At 46.7% G+C, this 17,969-nt stretch carries 10 protein-coding genes and 1 pseudogene; 10 read left to right on the forward strand and 1 reads right to left on the reverse strand.

All coding sequences use genetic code 11. The features are described 5' to 3' along the window. Positions 1-11 precede the first annotated feature (11 nt). The 10 genes and pseudogenes from L6472_RS11485 to L6472_RS11530 all read left to right on the forward strand — a co-directional run. Positions 12-893 (forward strand): WbqC family protein, encoded by an 882-nt coding sequence (locus tag L6472_RS11485; protein ID WP_237805215.1) that lies wholly within the window; start codon positions 12-14, stop codon positions 891-893. Positions 894-897: 4 nt separating this feature from the next. Beyond that, positions 898-3,435, forward strand: coding sequence for an oligosaccharide flippase family protein (locus tag L6472_RS11490; RefSeq protein WP_237805217.1), 2,538 nt, complete (start codon positions 898-900; stop codon positions 3,433-3,435). After that, positions 3,414-4,580: a glycosyltransferase gene (locus tag L6472_RS11495; protein WP_237805219.1), complete on the forward strand. Its 1,167-nt coding sequence runs from the start codon at positions 3,414-3,416 to the stop codon at positions 4,578-4,580. The genes L6472_RS11490 and L6472_RS11495 overlap by 22 nt, the downstream gene beginning before the upstream one ends. Continuing rightward, entirely contained in the window at positions 4,519-5,817 is a 1,299-nt protein-coding gene (locus L6472_RS11500; RefSeq protein ID WP_237805221.1) for a hypothetical protein, read from the forward strand. Before L6472_RS11495 ends, L6472_RS11500 begins: the two co-directional genes overlap by 62 nt. Beyond that, positions 5,814-6,608, forward strand: a complete 795-nt coding sequence (locus L6472_RS11505) for a glycosyltransferase family 2 protein (RefSeq protein WP_237805223.1) — start codon at positions 5,814-5,816, stop codon at positions 6,606-6,608. The genes L6472_RS11500 and L6472_RS11505 overlap by 4 nt, the downstream gene beginning before the upstream one ends. Beyond that, positions 6,608-7,405 (forward strand): glycosyltransferase family 2 protein, encoded by a 798-nt coding sequence (locus L6472_RS11510; RefSeq protein WP_237805226.1) that lies wholly within the window; start codon positions 6,608-6,610, stop codon positions 7,403-7,405. The genes L6472_RS11505 and L6472_RS11510 overlap by 1 nt, the downstream gene beginning before the upstream one ends. After that, on the forward strand, positions 7,405-8,349 hold the full coding sequence (locus L6472_RS11515) for a glycosyltransferase family 2 protein (protein WP_237805228.1): 945 nt from the start codon (positions 7,405-7,407) through the stop codon (positions 8,347-8,349). Before L6472_RS11510 ends, L6472_RS11515 begins: the two co-directional genes overlap by 1 nt. Positions 8,350-8,387: 38 nt before the next feature. Further along, positions 8,388-9,656 carry a DegT/DnrJ/EryC1/StrS aminotransferase family protein gene (locus tag L6472_RS11520; RefSeq protein ID WP_237805230.1) on the forward strand — a complete coding sequence of 423 codons (1,269 nt, stop codon included), beginning with the start codon at positions 8,388-8,390 and terminating at the stop codon, positions 9,654-9,656. After that, entirely contained in the window at positions 9,653-10,273 is a 621-nt protein-coding gene (locus L6472_RS11525) for a sugar transferase (protein ID WP_237805232.1), read from the forward strand. The genes L6472_RS11520 and L6472_RS11525 overlap by 4 nt, the downstream gene beginning before the upstream one ends. Before the next feature lie 15 nt (positions 10,274-10,288). Then, positions 10,289-10,468 (forward strand): annotated as a pseudogene (locus L6472_RS11530) (NAD-dependent epimerase/dehydratase family protein); the annotation flags it as partial. Positions 10,469-10,703: 235 nt separating this feature from the next. Here the strand turns inward: L6472_RS11530 and L6472_RS11535 are convergent. Beyond that, entirely contained in the window at positions 10,704-17,261 is a 6,558-nt protein-coding gene (locus L6472_RS11535) for a choice-of-anchor J domain-containing protein (RefSeq protein ID WP_237805234.1), read from the reverse strand. Positions 17,262-17,969: the final 708 nt, after the last annotated feature.

Here is a 17,969-nt window from a genome sequence, read left to right on the forward strand (position 1 = left end):
TGTTACATATTATGAAAGAGAATCAAGCCCCCTTGCTAGCCCCCCAGCCCCCTGAAGGGGGAGCTTCTAAGAGCGCAGCCACTCCCCCTTCAGGGGGTCGGGGGGCTGGTCCCTACATCGCCATCATGCAGCCGTACTTCTTCCCTTACATCGGCTATTGGCAGCTCATCCATGCTGCCGACTTGTTTGTGGTTGGCGACAGTGTTCACTATATCAAGCATGGCTGGATTAACCGCAACCGCATCTTGGGCGAGGGTGGCCAGCCTCAGTACTTCGGCATTGAAGTAAGCCACGCCTCCTGCAACCACCTCATCAGCGAGACGAAACGGGTGGTCAGCCGCAAACAGGCAGAATACCTCTGTCGGGTGCTGAAGTTCTACTATGGCAAAGCACCACACTACAACGAAGCGATGGAAGTCATCAAGCCTATATTGCTGGACGAAGAACCCGACCTGACGCGCTATCTCGTCAGCGGCTTGCGGACCGTGGCTGACTATCTCGGCATCACGACGGAGTTCCGTATGCTCTCGGAGGTGTCAGACCGCTGGGAGTACAGAGCACCCGAGATTATCAGTCGCACGTGCGAGCATTTCGGCATTACCGACTATATCAATCCCTCAGGTGCCGGAATGGGCTATTACGACAAGGATGCTTTCCGCGAGATGGGCATCAACCTCCAGTTCCTGCGGCGCGACGAGGACATATGGTATAGGCAAGGCAAAGAGCAAGCCCCCCGGCCCCCTGAAGGGGGAGTGGCTGCGCGCTTAGAAGCTCCCCCTTTAGGGGGCTGGGGGGCTTGCTCTTTCGTTCCCGACCTGAGCATCATCGACCTGATGATGTTCTGCTCACGCGATGAGCTCCACGACATTCTGAATCGTTATCATTTCTTATGATTAGATGGCTGAATCGCTGAAACAGAAAACGGTGAAGGGCTTGGGCTGGTCGGCATTGGACAATGCCGCCCGCTATGGCATGCAGTTCGTCATCGGCATTGTGCTGGCTCGTCTGCTGTCGCCCGACGACTACGGTCTGCTGGGACTGGTGGGCATCGTCAACGTTGTCTGTACGGCATTGGTCAATGGCGGTTTTACTACAGCACTGATACGCAAGAAGGATGCCACCGAGGAGGACTATAACACCGCCTTCATCTGCAACCTCTTGATGAGCCTGCTGCTCTATACCGTGATATTCCTCTGTGCCCCGTTGATTGCCGACTTCTTCGGGCGCGTCGAGTTGACGGCTTTGGTGCGGGTATCGTCGTTAGGTCTGATCATCGGTGCCTTAGGCATGGTGCAGCAGACACGCCTGACCAAGCGCATTGACTTCAAGACGCAAACGAAGATTACGATTGCAGCCACTGCTTTGAGCGGCATCATAGGCATTGGCATGGCGCTGACGGGCTTTGGCGTATGGTCGCTGGTAGCCCAGCAGCTCACTTCACAGGTCGTGACCACCATGCTGCTATATATATATAATAGGTGGATACCCGGACTGCGCTTCTCGATGGAAAGTTTTCACGATTTGTTCGGATTCGGCTGGAAGATGATGTTGAGCGGAGTGCTTGATTCGGTGTGGAAAGAGTCGTACCAAATGGTCGTGGGCAAGGTTTACACGCCTGGAGCATTGGGACAATACACCCGTGCCAAGCAGTTCTCCTCGCTGTTTTCGAGCAACCTGACCGCTGTCATCCAGCGCGTCACCTATCCCGTACTCAGCAATATCCAGGACGACAGGCAGCGTATGGTCTCTGCTTATCGGCGCATTATCAAGGTCACGATGTTTGTCACTGCCACGGGAATGTTTTTCCTTGCAGCCATTTCGGAACCGATGCTCTATTGTCTGATTGGCCCCCAATGGCATGAGGCTTCGACCTATCTCCCGCTGATTTGTCTGAGCAGTACGCTTTACCCGCTCCATGCCATCAACCTAAACATGCTGCAGGTGCAAGGACGCAGCGACCTATTCCTCGGTCTGGAAATCGTCAAAAAGCTGATTGGCCTTATTCCTCTTGCGGTATGCGTCTTTTGGGGAATTATGCCCATGCTCTATGTGAATCTTGCCGTTGGAGTCGTGGCATATCTCCTTAATTCGTATTATTCAGGCCGCCTGATAGGCTATAGTTCGTGGATGCAGGTAAAAGACATTGCCCCTTCTTGTCTGGTTGCCGCCATTGTAGCCGTCAGCGTATTTTTCGTCAAGTATCTTCCTGTAAGCTATTGGGTGATATTGCCGCTACAGATAGTAACGGGGGCCGCCGTCTTCATGGTGTTGTGCCAGCTGACAAGAAACCCGGAATACATAGAGATGAAAACGATGCTTGCTGTATATAAAAGCCCCCCTGCCCCCCCTGAAGGGGGAAATCCGACGCACAAGCCTCCCATTAGGGGGGACAGGGGGGCTTTTAAATGGATGGTCTGCACAAGGTGTGTCACTTTCAACCAAGCACCCTATATCGAGGATGCCATGAATGGCTTCACGATGCAGCAGACCACATTCCCATTTGTCTGCACGATTATTGACGATGCCAGTACCGACGGCGAGCCGGAAGTCATCCGCCAATATCTGCAGGAACATTTCGACTTGGAAGACAAATCTGTAGTACGTAACGAAGAAACAGACGACTACGTGCTTTGTTTCGCCCGGCATAAGGAAAACCGGAATTGCCACTTTGTTGTGCTGTGGTTGAAATACAATCACCACAGCATACATAAGTCGATCATGCCGTATATTGCAGCATGGAAGGAAAACTCGAAATACTATGCGCTATGCGAGGGCGATGATTACTGGACGAGTCCCCAAAAGCTGCAGCGGCAAGTTCAGTTCCTTGAGCAGCATGACGATTATGTCATGTCGTACTCGCAAGCTGCGGTTCGCAGCGGCGACGACATTGTGGGGCTTAGAAAGTTCAAGACATGCGACTTCGAGTCGATTATCTGTTTCAATGGAATAACGACCTTAACCGTTTTATTCAGGGAGGAACTGAGGAAACGGTTTGGGGATGAGATTAGACCGATAGCCCCCGGTGGTTGGCTGATGGGCGACTATCCTATATGGCTCTATCTGAGTCTGAAGGGTAAAATCCATTATATCGCAGAACCCTTGGGCGTGTATCGGCTGCAGTCTGAAAGTGCTTCTCATAGCGCAGATTTGCAAAAATCGTTGGACTTTGCTGATAATGTCTGCCAAGTAAGACTGTTTTTCATGGACTATGCGGAAAGAATAACGGGAGTTCGAAATGCGAAGTTGAGAAAGAAGGTAGCGGTCGAGAATATGAAAAGATTGTTGTCGGTCTATTATTCCTTTAATGATTTTGCAGGCGCAAAGAATTATTTGGAAGGAAATAGGAAAAAACTTTCATTCTTGTCTTTTTTTATATTGAAACTGAAAGTCATTAAGGAAAGTTATATTGCTGGATGGAAAAACGTATATCGATAATATTTGAATCGGATATTTATGCCCAGTACGGTGTATTCAACTCCGTACGCAATCGGGTTTTGTATTTAAGTAAAATATCAGATTACGTCATAGATGTTTATATCGTTACAAAATACCTTCCATGGTATCTGCGCTTATTACGCAATATTAATAAACAGGACAGGAAAAAAGAAATCATTCTTGATGGAATAACTTATCACATATTGTGGTATCGCAAATCCATTTTGGAACATATCATAACAGAATGGTTTAGATTGCCTCCCTATTTTCTGAATCGGTTTATATGTAGAATGGCAAAGGAAATGCGCAACTATGATTTCCTGTCTGTCCATTCTGGTTTAGCTGGCAAAATAGCACAAAAAACAAAGGAACTCTATCATATACCATATTGTATAACTTGGCATGGCTCAGACATACACACGCATCCATTCCAAAGCAAATTGGCTTTTGCGCAAACAAAGTTATTGCTTAATAATGCATACTGCAATTTTTTTGTGTCACAGGCATTATGTGACAAAGCCACAACGATAACAGACAGTTTTCGGAGTGAAATACTGTATAATGGGATTAGTAGTAAATTCTGTTGCTATAGTGTTGAAGAAAAGAAAAAACTAAGAAAAACAAAAGGTGTGCCTGACGGGAAAAAAGTAGTTGCCTTTTGTGGTGCATTGTTAGATGTAAAGAATCCACTATCATTGCCACCTATTTTCAAGTCTGTGATGGATAATAGGGAAAACAATTTGATTTTTTGGATAATAGGTGATGGCCCTTTAAAACCACAAGTGGAGAGTGAGGTGGAATCCCTTCATCTGCCATGCGTTTTTTGGGGTAACCTCCCTGCAGAAGAAATGCCTGTAATGATGAATTGTATCGACGTTTTAGTACTTCCAAGCAAAAAAGAGGGGTTGCCTCTCGTAGTGATAGAGGCATTGGCTTGTGGCTCAAATGCTGTTGGTAGTAATGTTGGGGGGATAAAAGAAGCGGCAGGTGAAGACAATGTATTTGATTTGGATGATAGTTTTGTTAGTCAAATATCAACTCGTATAAATTATTTGCTTCATCATACTGTTGAACAGCCTTTAAATGAAGTGTTTGACTGGAAAAAAACAGCAAGCAAAGAAAAAAGTGTTTATGACGCCATTTAGAATGACAAAGATGATCAGATACATATTGCTAATTATATGCTTGTTGATATATATTTATAACATCCAACTGCTAGCAATACCTATTGCTGCGAAGACATTGTTAGCTGTTCCTGGGTTTATTTATTTCCTTACAGACAAAAAAAGCAAGGTAACATACCAGAAGTTGCAAAAGTACATTAAACTATTTGGCGTCGCACTTCTACTTTTTTTATGGGGTCTTTTCACAATGGTCATTAACGGGTCTGACGAAATGCTTTATCTCGCATATATCAAGAATTTCCTCTTGTGGTTTTTTGAAGTTTATTTTCTTTGCCATTTAGCCAAAAGCTTAGTAAGCTCTTTCCTTGACCTGTGTAAAATCATCACAATAGTGGTTGCATTTGAAAGTTTATTAGCTCTCTGTTTGAAGTTTAATCCTTCATTTGCTGAGATAGTTAGTAATATAGTAGAAATGAAAGTGTATCAAGTTAGTTCCGATAATTATATGGATACAAGTGATATGACGGACTTTTCACGAATCATCGGTTTTGGTAATGCCGTATACTTTGGTGTTTTGACATCTTGCACGCTTGGTTTGATTTCGTGTGCATACGTATTATATCACAGCAAAAGTATTTTTATTTATATCGTTTGCTATAATATCATATCAATTGTTTCTATTATGACAGCACGCACTGCGGTCGTTCCCATTGTACTCGGATTGGCTCTGGTATTGTTTTATCATGCGAAAGAACGTAATGGCCATGTCATCAGAACAACCATTTTGATTTCCTTGAGCGCATTTGTAACAATTCACCTTGCTCTGACATTTTTACCAGACGACATGCTTGAATGGCAGATGAAATTATTTGGAAATATGACTGAAAATTCAGAATCAGAGCATTTGCTAAAATGGCTAATAAATACGAAATTTGAGGATAAAACATTATTTATAGGAGATGCTCATTATAAGGTGGATGATTTCGAATACTATAAAAATGTTGATATTGGCTTCTATAGGCAAATTTTCTACTCTGGGTTAATCGGACTAAGCATCATTCTCTATTATAATATAATGATACTGAAATACATTAAAAAGAGTGATATCTCAGACAAAAGCCTTGGCCCATACGTTGCGGTACTCTTTATTTGTTACTTGATATCCATGTTTAAAGGTGATATTAATTATGTGGAGCTGTATTTGCTGGTCTTAATGATGTTTGATTTTTCTATTAAAAAGAATATTCTTACAAAATGAAACTATTGATCGTTTGTGTGAACTATAATTCATACGGGGAACTATGCAACTATCTTCAGTCGGTTGACAAATCTGCATCAAATGTAGAGGGTGATTTACAACTGGATGTAATAATAGCAGATAATTCTTCCTCAAAAGAGGTCGTTGATTGTGGCGCATATAAAGCTATACAGGTAAAACAGGTCGAACTGCAAAACCTTGGATATTTAGGTGGAGCTCAGGCTATCATTAACAACCTTGAAGATGTCAGTCAATACGACTATATAATCATTTCTAATGTGGATTTACAGTTTGAAGATGAAACCATCAAACAGCTGAAAGACTTTAAAGCAGGAGACGACGTAGCATGGGTTGCTCCGAGTATTTATTCCGAAAAGTTCAAAAGAAATCTTAATCCGAGTATTATAAATAGATATAAACGGTGGAAATTATCTTTGCTGAAGCTAACGTACAATAGCTTATTCTATAGTATTTATACAAAGTATTACTATGCCAACAAAGGGAAGAATGTGGTGTACCCAATGATGGATATTTATGCAGGTCATGGCTCCATTATTATACTCACCACCAACTTCTTTAGAATCTATCCAAAGATAGATTATCCAATATTCCTTTATGGTGAAGAGATATATCTTGCAGAACTCATCAGAAGAAAGCGAATGAGGGTAGTGTACGCTCCTTCGATTGAAATAAAAACGACAGGAGGGGTTTCTACATCTAAGATGCCGTCAGACTCTTACTTTAAGTTCAATAAGGCAGCAATCAATTTCATATTGAAAACCTTCTATTAATGGACAATAATAATTTGGTGTCAATCATTATGCCTTCATATCAATGTGGGCGTTTTATAGAAGAGAGTATAAGGTCAGTACGGGCCCAGACGTATCCGTATTGGGAGCTGATAATAGTCGATGATTGTTCAGACGATAGTACCGTTGAGATTGTTTCGGAAGCAAAAAAACATGATAACAGAATATGTTTCATTCGGAATGGTTCCAACCTTGGAGCTGCAGTTTCCCGTAATTTGGCAATAAGAAAAGCAAAAGGGCGTTGGATTGCTTTTCTTGACAGTGATGATTTGTGGGAACCGACAAAATTAGAAAAACAAATCAAGTTTATGGTAGAGAATGGATATGTTTTCTCTTATCATGAATATGTTGAGATAGACCTACATGGTAATGAACTTGGCATCCATGTAAGCGGTAAAAAACACGTGAAGAAGTTTGATGTATTTGCGTGTTGCTGGCCAGGATGTCTCTCTGTAATGTATGATGCTTCGGCAGTTGGTCTTATTCAAATAAAAGATATTAAGAGAAATAATGATACGGCATTGTGGCTGAAAGTGATCCGTAGGGCTGATTGTTATCTGCTGCCAGAGATTCTTGGTAAATATCGTAGACGTGATGGCAGTATTACCCCAAAAAGGTTATGGGATCGCATTCTGGCCCACTATCCGTTGTTCCGTGTTGCAGAGGAAATGAATCCTATCTCGGCAATATTCTGGGTGATTATGAATATGTTTGGAAATGCATATAAGAAGATGAAGTATGTTAAACAGTATGAGGTGAAAGGCCCCTATCGCGTGTAATGGAAATGATTAGCATCATCATACCTTGCTATAACCAGGCCGAATTTTTGCCTGAAACGTTGAAATATGTTCAAAGCCAGACCTATGCCGACTTCGAGTGCATCATTGTCGATGATGGTTCCACAGACAACTCGGCAGAAATAGTCCATTCATTTATGGTCAATGACCCTCGCTTTTGCCTGGTTTCAAAACAGAATGGAGGAACTGCCACGGCACGGAATGTCGGCCTAAAGGCTGCATCTGGCGACTATGTGATTTTCCTCGATGCCGATGACTTCCTGCATCCAGAGGCATTGGCCAGGCAATTGGAGCATACGACGAAGCGTCAGTTGGACGTCTCGCTCATGGAGTGGAGTTACTTTGTCGAGAGGGAGAACCGCGAGATTGTCTTTATGAAGCATACGCCCATTAAGACGCGCATCTTCGTTTCGCTTCATGTCTCAATGCTGACGCGCTGGGGCTTAGATTTTACTTATCCGCCACACGCCATAATGTATCGTATGGATTTCTTGCGTTCGCTCGGATTGACCTTTTCCGAGAAAATCCGTTACCGCGAAGATTGGGATTTCCTGCTTGACGTGAGCGGTATCCACGGTGTGCGTGTGGCTCAATTGCGCGATTATGAAGGTGCCTACTATCGGCAGAACCCGAAAGGAAAGACCTGCTCGGGCAGCAAGATGTCGAAAGGCAATTTCATCTATCTTCAATATAAGTGTCGAGAGGTGGGGTTTGCCGATTTCCTCCTGCTTTCCTACAGGTTGTCAAGTGAAATGGTCTTGTTGGTGGGACGAATGGTGAAGTTCCGTGACTATACGATGCTGTCACACCTCGGCATCCTATTCAGACATTGGCGTTCGGTTCTGATGCTTTTTGGAGGCATCTGTTTTCTGCCTTTAGCTGTTTTGCATGTGGCAGTACGTTCTGTGTGGGAATATAGCGCTTGATTATTAAATTAAGATAAAAGAAACGTTATATAACAAAAATGAAATCGATGAAAATTCCTTTCTCTCCTCCCGATATGAGTGAGGAGGAGGCTAAAGAAGTAAGAGAGGCTATATTGTCTGGATGGATTACGACAGGGCCGCGAACCAAGAAACTGGAAGCACAGATATCAGAATACGTTGGAACAGCCAAAACCGTTTGCCTGAGTTCGGCAACAGCTTCTATGGAAATGGTGCTTCATTTGCTGGATGTACAACCAGAGGACGAGGTAATCGTTCCGGCATACACCTATACGGCTACGGCCTCAGTTACACAACATGTGGGTTGCCGGTTGGTCATGGTGGATAGCCAGAAGCACAATGTTGAGATGGACTATGAGCAGTTGGAGCAGGCTATCACGGAGAGAACCAAGGTGATTATGCCGGTGGATATAGCAGGCATCGTGGCCGACTATGACAGGGTGTATGAGATTGTAGAGCGGAAGAAGAGCCTGTTCAGACCTGCCAATGCGCTGCAGGCGAAGATAGGCAGGATTGTTGTAGTGGCAGACTGCGCCCATGCATTTGGTGCTGTAAGAAAAGGAAAGATGGCTGGAGCCATTGCGGATTTCAGTGCATTCAGTTTCCATGCAGTGAAAAACTTCACTACTGCTGAGGGGGGTGCTCTGACATGGAGATTGCCTTTCGGGAATGATATTGTACCGACTGATGTTGATTATATGCCGATTGTACCCAAGAAAGAAGGTGAAACCTGGAATGAGATGCTATACAGGATATCCCAACTGTTCAGTCTGCATGGACAGAACAAGGATGCCCTTGCCAAAACAAAGGTCGGAATGTGGGAATACGACATCATCGGCCCATGGTATAAATGTAACATGACGGACATCATGGCATCTCTTGGCTTGGTGCAGATGCGGCGTTATCCCAAGATGCTGGAGAGAAGACAGCAGATCGTGGCTCGCTACAATGCTGCACTCGACGGCCTGAATGTGGTATTGCTGAATCACAAGGATGCAGAGCATTGTAGTTCGCATCACTTGTATATGGTTCGTCTGCCGGGTAAAAGTCGCGAGGAGGTGAACCGGGTGATGGAGCAGATGGCAGAACGAGGCATTGCCACGAATGTACATTTCAAACCACTGCCGATGATGACGGCATACAAGGCACTGGGCTTTCGTATTGCTGATTATCCGAATGCGTACCATCTGTTTGAAAATGAGATAACACTGCCATTGTACACCCGTCTCAACGACGAGGAAGTGGACTATGTGATAACTAACTTCGTAGATATCATCAAGAATTTGTGAAAAGATTATTCGATATAGTCGCGAGCGGACTTGGACTCATTCTGCTAAGTCCCCTCTTTTTGGTTCTTGCCATTTGGATTAAGGCAGATTCAAAGGGACCGGTGTTTTATCGCCAGATACGTGTAGGAAGGTACAACAGGGATTTCCGTATCTTTAAGTTCCGCTCCATGCGAGCCGGTTCTGACACGGGAAGCCTTATTACGATTGGTGGCCGCGACCCTCGCATCACGCGTTCCGGCTACTTGATCCGTAAGTTCAAGCTCGACGAACTGCCTCAGCTCATCAATGTTTTTGTGGGCGACATGAGTCTGGTGGGGCCGCGGCCGGAGGTTCGCCACTATGTGAACTACTGGACACCCGCGCAGATGCACGTGCTGGATGTCCGCCCTGGTATCACCGATCCTGCGTCTATTAAATTTCTTAACGAGAATGAATTGTTGGAAAAGACTGAAGACCCGGAAAAATACTATATAGAGGTCATCATGCAGGAGAAGATAAGGTTGTATTTGGAATATGTCGAGAAGCATAACTTCTTTTATGACCTGGCGTTAATATTTAAAACCTTTGGGGTAATCGTGAAAGAAAAATTATTCAGCGGCTCCTCTATGCAAAGTTAGCGAATTTCACAAATTATGGATAAGATAAACTTGAATGATAAGACCTTATTGGTTACTGGTGCTGCCGGGTTTATCGGTAGTAATTTAGTAAAGAGACTGCTTAGAGATGTGAAAGGAGCTACCATTATTGGCATTGACAATATCAATGACTATTATGACGTACGACTGAAAGAGTATCGTCTCAGTGAACTGAATAAGAGTGTACCAAAAGTACAATATGGGAGTTTATAAATACAGAAGGCATCGACGCCGATGTTCGTCACCGTAGAGGGGATGGTGATTGCGCATTTAGTTGTTTGCAAGGCAAAAAAGCCGAGTACGGCTACCAGATACTGATAGCTTTAAACAGAAATCCACCGAGACATCAAGTAAGACGTCTCGGTGGATTTCTGTTCAGGTATAGGGTAGGCATCACGCCTACCCTATCGTATTACTTCAAAACAACTTTTTTGCCGTTGATGACATAGACAGCACCCTTCTTCAATGCACCTGTCACCTTGCGGCCTCTCAGGTCGTAAACCTTACCAGCCTCAACAGCAGCCTTGATATTAGCGATACCAGTTATCAACGTTCTAAAGCTATCCTCTGCACTGATCAGTGCCTGTTTGGCAGCAGTCAGCGACTCTACCGTAGCATCAGTAGCATCGAGAGCAGCTTTGGCGGTAGTAATCGCCGTAGCCAGTGCCTGATTGGCCTCTGTTCCCATGTCGGTCTTAGCCAACTCTTCGGCAGCGGCAATCTCTTCGGCCAGAGCCTGCTTGGCAGCAGCCAGCTCGGCAGCAGCCTTTGTCACCAGTGCATCTACCACAGCCTTGAGAGCAGCCTTGGCGGTGGTCAGCGACTCTACGGTCGCATCGTCGGCATTCAGGGCAGTCTCGGCAGCGGTAATACCGTCAGCCAATGCTTTAGCACTTGCCTCAACATAGTCGTCAGCATTCAGTGCCTTGGCAGCAGCGATCTCATCAGACAGAGCCTGCTTGGCAGCAGCCAGTTCGGCAGCAGCCTTTGTTACAAGTGCGGCAACCACAGCCTCGAGGTCGGTCTTAGCCGTAGTCAGCGAAGCAACCGTAGCCTCAGCAGCATTCAGGGCTGTCTCGGCAGCAGTAATACCGTCGCTCAGAGCATTTGCGCTGGCCTCGGTATAGTCATCTGCATTCAGAGCCTTGGCTGCATTGATAGCAGTCAGCAGACTATCCTTAGCAGCATTCAGGTCGGCAGTAGCCTTGTCGATGACCTTCACGTACTTCACATTATTAATAATGAACCAGCCATTACCAACAAATGAGGGGTTGTTGACAGTGAGGTTCAGCACGCCATCCTCGCCTACATAAGCGAAGGTCTCAACCAGGTACTTACCCTCGTCAAACTTAGCCTTAGCCTGCTGCATAGAGTTAGGATCATTGCCCTCACCCTTGTCGGCAGCCCAGCTCTTCACTTGCACCTTGTTGCCGTTAGCATCCAGGTAAGCCTGTACGGTGTTATAACCAGACTCATAACGGGCTACACACTCTTCAGCGCCACCATTACGATAGAAGGCCTGCATGGTCACCTTGTAAAGTCCCTTCTCAAGACCCTCTACGGTCTGTGTATAAGAACCCGTAGCCTGCCACATCTCCGTACCGTTATCATTGGTAGCGGGCTGATTGTCTTGTGGTCTTACCACGGTCTGTGTCCAGCCGTGACCAGCAGCGAAGGTCAGCTCATTAGCCTCGCCTTCAACCAGTTCGGCATCGTTGGCAATGCCGGCAGCAGTCTTGGCAGCAGCAATCGCAGCAGCCTCGCGACCAGCAATCAATGTATTGTACTCATCCTTCGTCAAGAACTGCCATTCGGCCTGAGCCTCATCAGAGATATTTTCGCCCATGATAGCATTGCCAGCCACAGCCCACTTGTCGGCATCGTCCTTCGTGTAAACATAGAGACGGTTGTCGGCCACGTCGCGACTGCTGTTGTGCAGGTAGAAGCCGTTCTGTGTTCTCTCAAGCTTATAAGCGCGAACACGGTCGCCAGAGCAGTCTGCATACATCCAGTAGTCGTCACCATAGTACAGACCATTGTCAAACGACTGCAGTTTGTAGGTCTCATTGGTCATGTCAACCGTCACGTTGACAGCCACGCCATAGTCGTCGGCCACGGCACGAGTGCCATGAGAGCTACCACGACTGAGGAACTTCTCGGAGAACGGATTGTAAACATAGTAAGTACCCTCCTGCAGAGGCAGGTTAGCAACGAGGAAGGTTTGTTCGGCCGTCTTCAAGGCCTCAACGGCAGCATCTACAGCAGCGGCATCGTCGGAAGTGAGCAACTGCTTAGCAGCGTCGATAGCACCATCGAATGCGGTAAGTCCTTCTGTACGTGTTGCTGTCTTCAGAGCCTCTGCCTTAGCAATCTCGTTGGTCAGCACTTCCTTAGAAGCCTCAAGCAAGAAGAGCAGCTTCACATTGTCGAAGCCAACAACGTTTTCGTTGGCAGCCGTCTGCTTGATATTCAGGCTGATCGTAACGTCTGACTTCTCGGTCAGTGTGAAGTCAACAGCATAGTTACTCCAAGTGCTGTTGCCAGCAACATTCTTGCTGACGCCAGCAGCACTGATCGTTGCAGAAGCGCCGCCAGCACCATTGAAGAATGCGTCTGCCATCAGGCGGTAATCGCCAGGCAGCAGTTTCACGGTCTGCGAGAGTGTCAGGTTCTCGCTGTTACCCCAACGGAAGCGCGTCCAGTAGGTGTTGGCACCACCATTTTCAGGTTGTGGTCTGTTTTGGAAGTTGTTCCATGCCTGACAGTTGGCGTTCAGCGCCGTCATATCGTTCGACTCACCATTCTCGTAGGCAACATTCCAGCCTGCAGGCTGATAGATAGCACGGTCATTCTTGGGTGTAGCATATACAGAATACTCACCCTCGAAGTCGCCATTAACCAGTTGCTTAGAAGGATCGAACTTCAGCACGAAATCCTTTGTCAGACTGCCCTCTTCGAACGATACGTCAGCAACGGTTTCCTTCTCGTAAATGTCATATTCAGCCTCTACATCGTAAGTACGTCCGTTCTGGATGACGTTAATGCTGTAAGCACCCTCTGCATCAGCTGTTCCCGTGTACTGCACACCAGCACCATCGTTGCTGGTCAGTGTGACAGTGGCACCAGCCAGAGCTTCACCCTTGCCGTTCTTCACCGTGCCAGAATAGGTAGTAGGAGCTACCTCCAAAGCTATATGGAGCACAGGCAGAGCAGACGATGACCAACTATTTGTTTCAAACGTAGTCCGGGTATCATTTTGGTGATAGTATGCCAGATTGTTGGTTGCCGAAGTACCAGCCTCGAAGCTTGCTGACTTCCACTGATCAGAATTAGAACGCATCAGCAGACGAAGCGATTTACCTGTATGGTAAACAAGAGGTTCAGCGAAATTCAGCGTAATAAAGTCAACTGGCTCAGAAGAAGAACCCAGCTTAGGCCAAGTCATTTCCTTGTCTGCAACAATCTGCGTGAGAGATTCTGTGTTATAAAGACCATCAGCAGGCTTTTCCTGCGCAGCGTCATCAGTCCACTCATACCACACGTTAAATGTTGATTTAGTCTCATCTGTTGTCTTGTAGCCCTTGATGGTGATCGACTTGATCTTTGCACCATCTGACAAGCCATAAGAGCCAGACAGCACTGCAGAAGTGAACAGAGAAACAGACTCACTATTATAATAGCTGAGGTTCAATGGTACGCTCGTTGAGAATCCACCTGTTTCGGCAGTTGCCTCAGCCTTAGCCTCTTCTGCAACGAATGTCACATCAACAGGAGCAGTAGCAACCTTATAGTCGCCAGCCTTCACCTCTACATAGACGGGGAAGGTACCAACCTTAGATGTCATGAAACCTACAGAGAGTGCAGTGCCAGCATCGCTGAGCTTGTGAGTTGCGGGGATAGTCACCGTAGTGCCTGTGCCAGCAGCCACACCGTTCACATAGGCTGTCACGGTATAGCCCTCGGCAGGCTCATCGGCCAAGCCCAGGTTCAGCACATTGACGGTAGCCGTCTTGGTTATGTTCTGCATGGCTTCGGCAGGGATGTTGCTCGAAACGATGGTCAGGTCGTGAGCTACGGCAGCAGCCTGCTTCAGACCATAGATCTCATCAACATAAGAACGGCCACTAATCTCGAAGGCTACATAATAGTCGCCAGCCTCAGCAAATGACACCTCAAAGGTCTGGAAGTCGGTGGTCAGAGGATTCTCTTCATCCTTACCGCTGACACTGAACAATGGTGTGCGAGTATCGTTCTCTGGATCAAAGTTCACCAGTTCGTCGCGGGTTGCAGCGGCATAAACCACCACTTTACCCTCGTTCCAGCTGTCGCTATAGATCTTTGCATCAAACATCAGTTTATCGCCGGCAGTAGCCGTCAGCTTTGGAGTGATAAAGAGGTTGTTGGTGGAACTCGACGAATTGATGGCATAGTTGCCCGTAGCCACATAAGTAGTGCTGACATTGCTCTGATAGACAGAACCGGCAGGCCACTGATTACTCTCTGCGCCGAAGTTGGCATAGAACTTGGTAGGATCCAGTTTCACGCCGCTGATAGGCAGCGTGAAGGTCTTGTCGCCACTATAAGTGATGACCATATCGCCACTGTAAGAGCCGGCTGTCTCGGCAGAGAATGTGATGTCGAGCGCCTGCGATGCAGTAGCCAATCCACTATTCTCACCATTAAAGGCAGGCACCGTCATGGGGAACTGAGCTGTTGTGGTGAAGCCCTCGGGCAGCGAGATGCTGTTCACGGTCAGAGGTGCTGGTCCCCAGTTGAAGATAACGAAGTTCTGCGTATCGGCCGTATTGGTCTTGCCAAACGTGATGGCTTGCGTACGGTCATTGGGCTCATACCACTTAGAAGTGGGAACACTGTTCAGGAAGTGGAAGATAGGTTCGTTGGTCACGGTGAGGTCGAAAGGCTCGCTCTCGAACTTCACGCCGCCACCGAAATCTATCACCACCTTGGTGCCCTCGTAGGTCGTGGTGTTCTCGACAACAGGCGTCCACGAGAACGAGAACGACTTCGACGAAGTGGCGCTGGCTGTCAGAGCTACAGGTGTAGCCTCTGCCAGAACGGTCTCACCATATACGTACTTCACGGTGTAGGCACTGGCCATCTCATCGGTCAGAGGAATCACATCCAGGCTGGGCTTCTGCAGTGCTGTTCCGCTCTTCACTGAAGCATCGGGCCAGCTGACGCTCTTGATATAGAGGTCGTGAGCCACATCCACCTTGGTCAGTCCGACCAGGTTGTCAATCTTAAACTCGCCATAGAGTGCGAAGGCCACATAGTAGTCGCCCTCGGCAGGGAAGGTCACCGACTTGCTGACCCAGTCAGAAGAACCGATAGCCTCGGCACCTTCTTTCTCGGCTGCTGTGAAGTAAGCCACAGGCTCGCCCCAGTTCTTGCGGTCGGTAGAAATATAAACCTTAGCATAGTAATTGTCACCACTGACGCCTTTCACACTGAACGACAACTTCTCGCCGGCTGCAGCGTGCAGCTTTGGCGTTATAAAACGATTGTTTTCCGTAGCGTAACTGCTGCCAGTGCGACCCTTCAAGAAGATGTCATACTTGCCTTCTGAATAATTATAGTCAGTATTAATACCGCCCTCGGCAACGACACCTGCGGGATATGTCACCGCCGATGACTTGCCCTCACCATTGAAATCGGCAAACCACGTATTACTGCTGATCACATTGGCAGAGAAAGGCAGCGTATAGGTCTGCTCGGCTTTGTCCTTGTCAAGATAGGCAATGACCAGATTGCCGCCTAAATCACCAAAGGCTGTAGCTTCCTGCGTGATGCTCAGAAGCTGCTTGCCTCCCTTTTCTATAACAAGTCCACCTTCTGGAATCACCGGCATATTGGCACTGGTGAAGCCCGCAGGCAGAGTGATGCTCTTGATCATCAGCGGAGCCGTACCCGTATTGGCAATCTCATATTCCTTCGTGGTGCTCTCCTTGATGACGCCCCAGTTCTCTGCAGCATCGATGCTTGAGGTCGAGGTGGTGTTGGCTTTGCGGAAAACGAACTTTGGCTCGTAGGCTATCCAGTACGACTGAGTACGCTGAACAACCGTTCCGAACAGGTTCTCCTTCAGGTCCATATTAATATAGGTATAGGTGTTGGGCCAGATTGTAGGATCTACCTCGGCTGATACCTCAAAAGGATCAGACGTTTCACCAACAGCCAGGGCCTGGGGAACGGACACTGTGCTATAGACAAAGCCCGTGCTACGGTTGAAGATAGAGACGCTGAAGTTCTCATCGCCCTCTTTCAAATCCACATCGCCCGTGTTCTCTACCGTCACGGTATATTTCACGAGCACTTTGCCGTTGGCCTGCTGCTCCCAGTAGATGGTACCGTTGGTGGCAGAAGGAACGGCCGAAACAATCTTAATCTTGCTTTCGGGAACAATCACGGCTTCGGTTGCCGAGAAATTATCCAGATAGACATACGAGCTGCGAATACCAATACGCTCGCCGGCATCGTCAACAGGAATAGTGAACTCGGTGAAAGCATTACTCGTCAGACTTGTTACATCTACAGCAATCTTGTCGCCACGCGTCAGATTGCCAGCACCATCTTCATTGATTTTATAGAATTCAAGAAGCGGTGTATAATAAGAAGCAGTCCCTTTTGCAGCAATCTTCACAGTACCCTTCACAACAGGCGTTACGAGCAAGTCGTAGGTGCTGTTACTTTTTTGGTTAGTACTGCAACTCAAGGCACCGCTTCCATCCACGCCCGCTGACGACGAGTAGGAATAGCTGACATAGACTTCATCGTCAGTGTAGCTACTTGTGTAGGTACTGACAATGTGCCGCCAGTTGGAAGCCACCTGGAAAGCATGATCGCTGGTTTCAATCTTCGTGTTGAAGTCAGCCAAATAAGCATCAGCCATGACGCCTTGGCCTGATAGCAATGCTACCAGCGTTAAAAGTAGAAATCGAATTCTGTTCATACGCGTAAAATTAAAGTTAGTATTTTATAAAACAGGTATATTTGTTACACATTGTTAGCGTATATCTATGCAAAATTATGAATTATAATCGAAATATACAAATAATTATTAAATTATTTTTAAAAGTATGAGTACGCCAATGACATTTTTGAACACAAAAAAAAGTGAATAAGTCACGAAATCGCTGATGGAACCGATGTTTTTTTAACCAAAACAGTGAAAACCCGCCTACGGCCATGAGGCATTCTTTTGATAGAAATCAATTAAAGTAGAAATCAGATAGAAAAAGGACAGGATTACCCCCTCCCTTGGGAGGGTCAGGGTGGAGTTGTTCTTGGTCGGGATAGGAACGGTTTCGCACTGTCATAGTGCTGCTTTCGTCTTGTTATAGTTTCGCTTTTGCGTTGTAATAGCTTTACTTTTGATGTCCGTCCAGCCCCTAGATGTGGCGCATCCAGCCCCTGGAACGGGTCGTTTTAGCCCCTGGATGCGGTTGTTCTAAGGGCTGGATGTAGAGCATCCAGGGGCTAGACCAGAAATGATAGCTTCGGTTTTAGACTTCAGAAACGCCTCTTCAAGACTTTAGAATACGTGCTTTTAGACTTTAAAACGACCCTCTCCAGACTCTGGAAAGGACAGAATTACTCCCTCCCTCGGGAGGGCCGGGGTGGGGTTCGGTTTTGTTCAATGAGCAAAAAAATGGGAGCA

This window comes from Prevotella sp. E13-17, assembly GCF_022024035.1.
In the GTDB taxonomy this organism is placed as follows: Bacteria; Bacteroidota; Bacteroidia; order Bacteroidales; family Bacteroidaceae; genus Prevotella.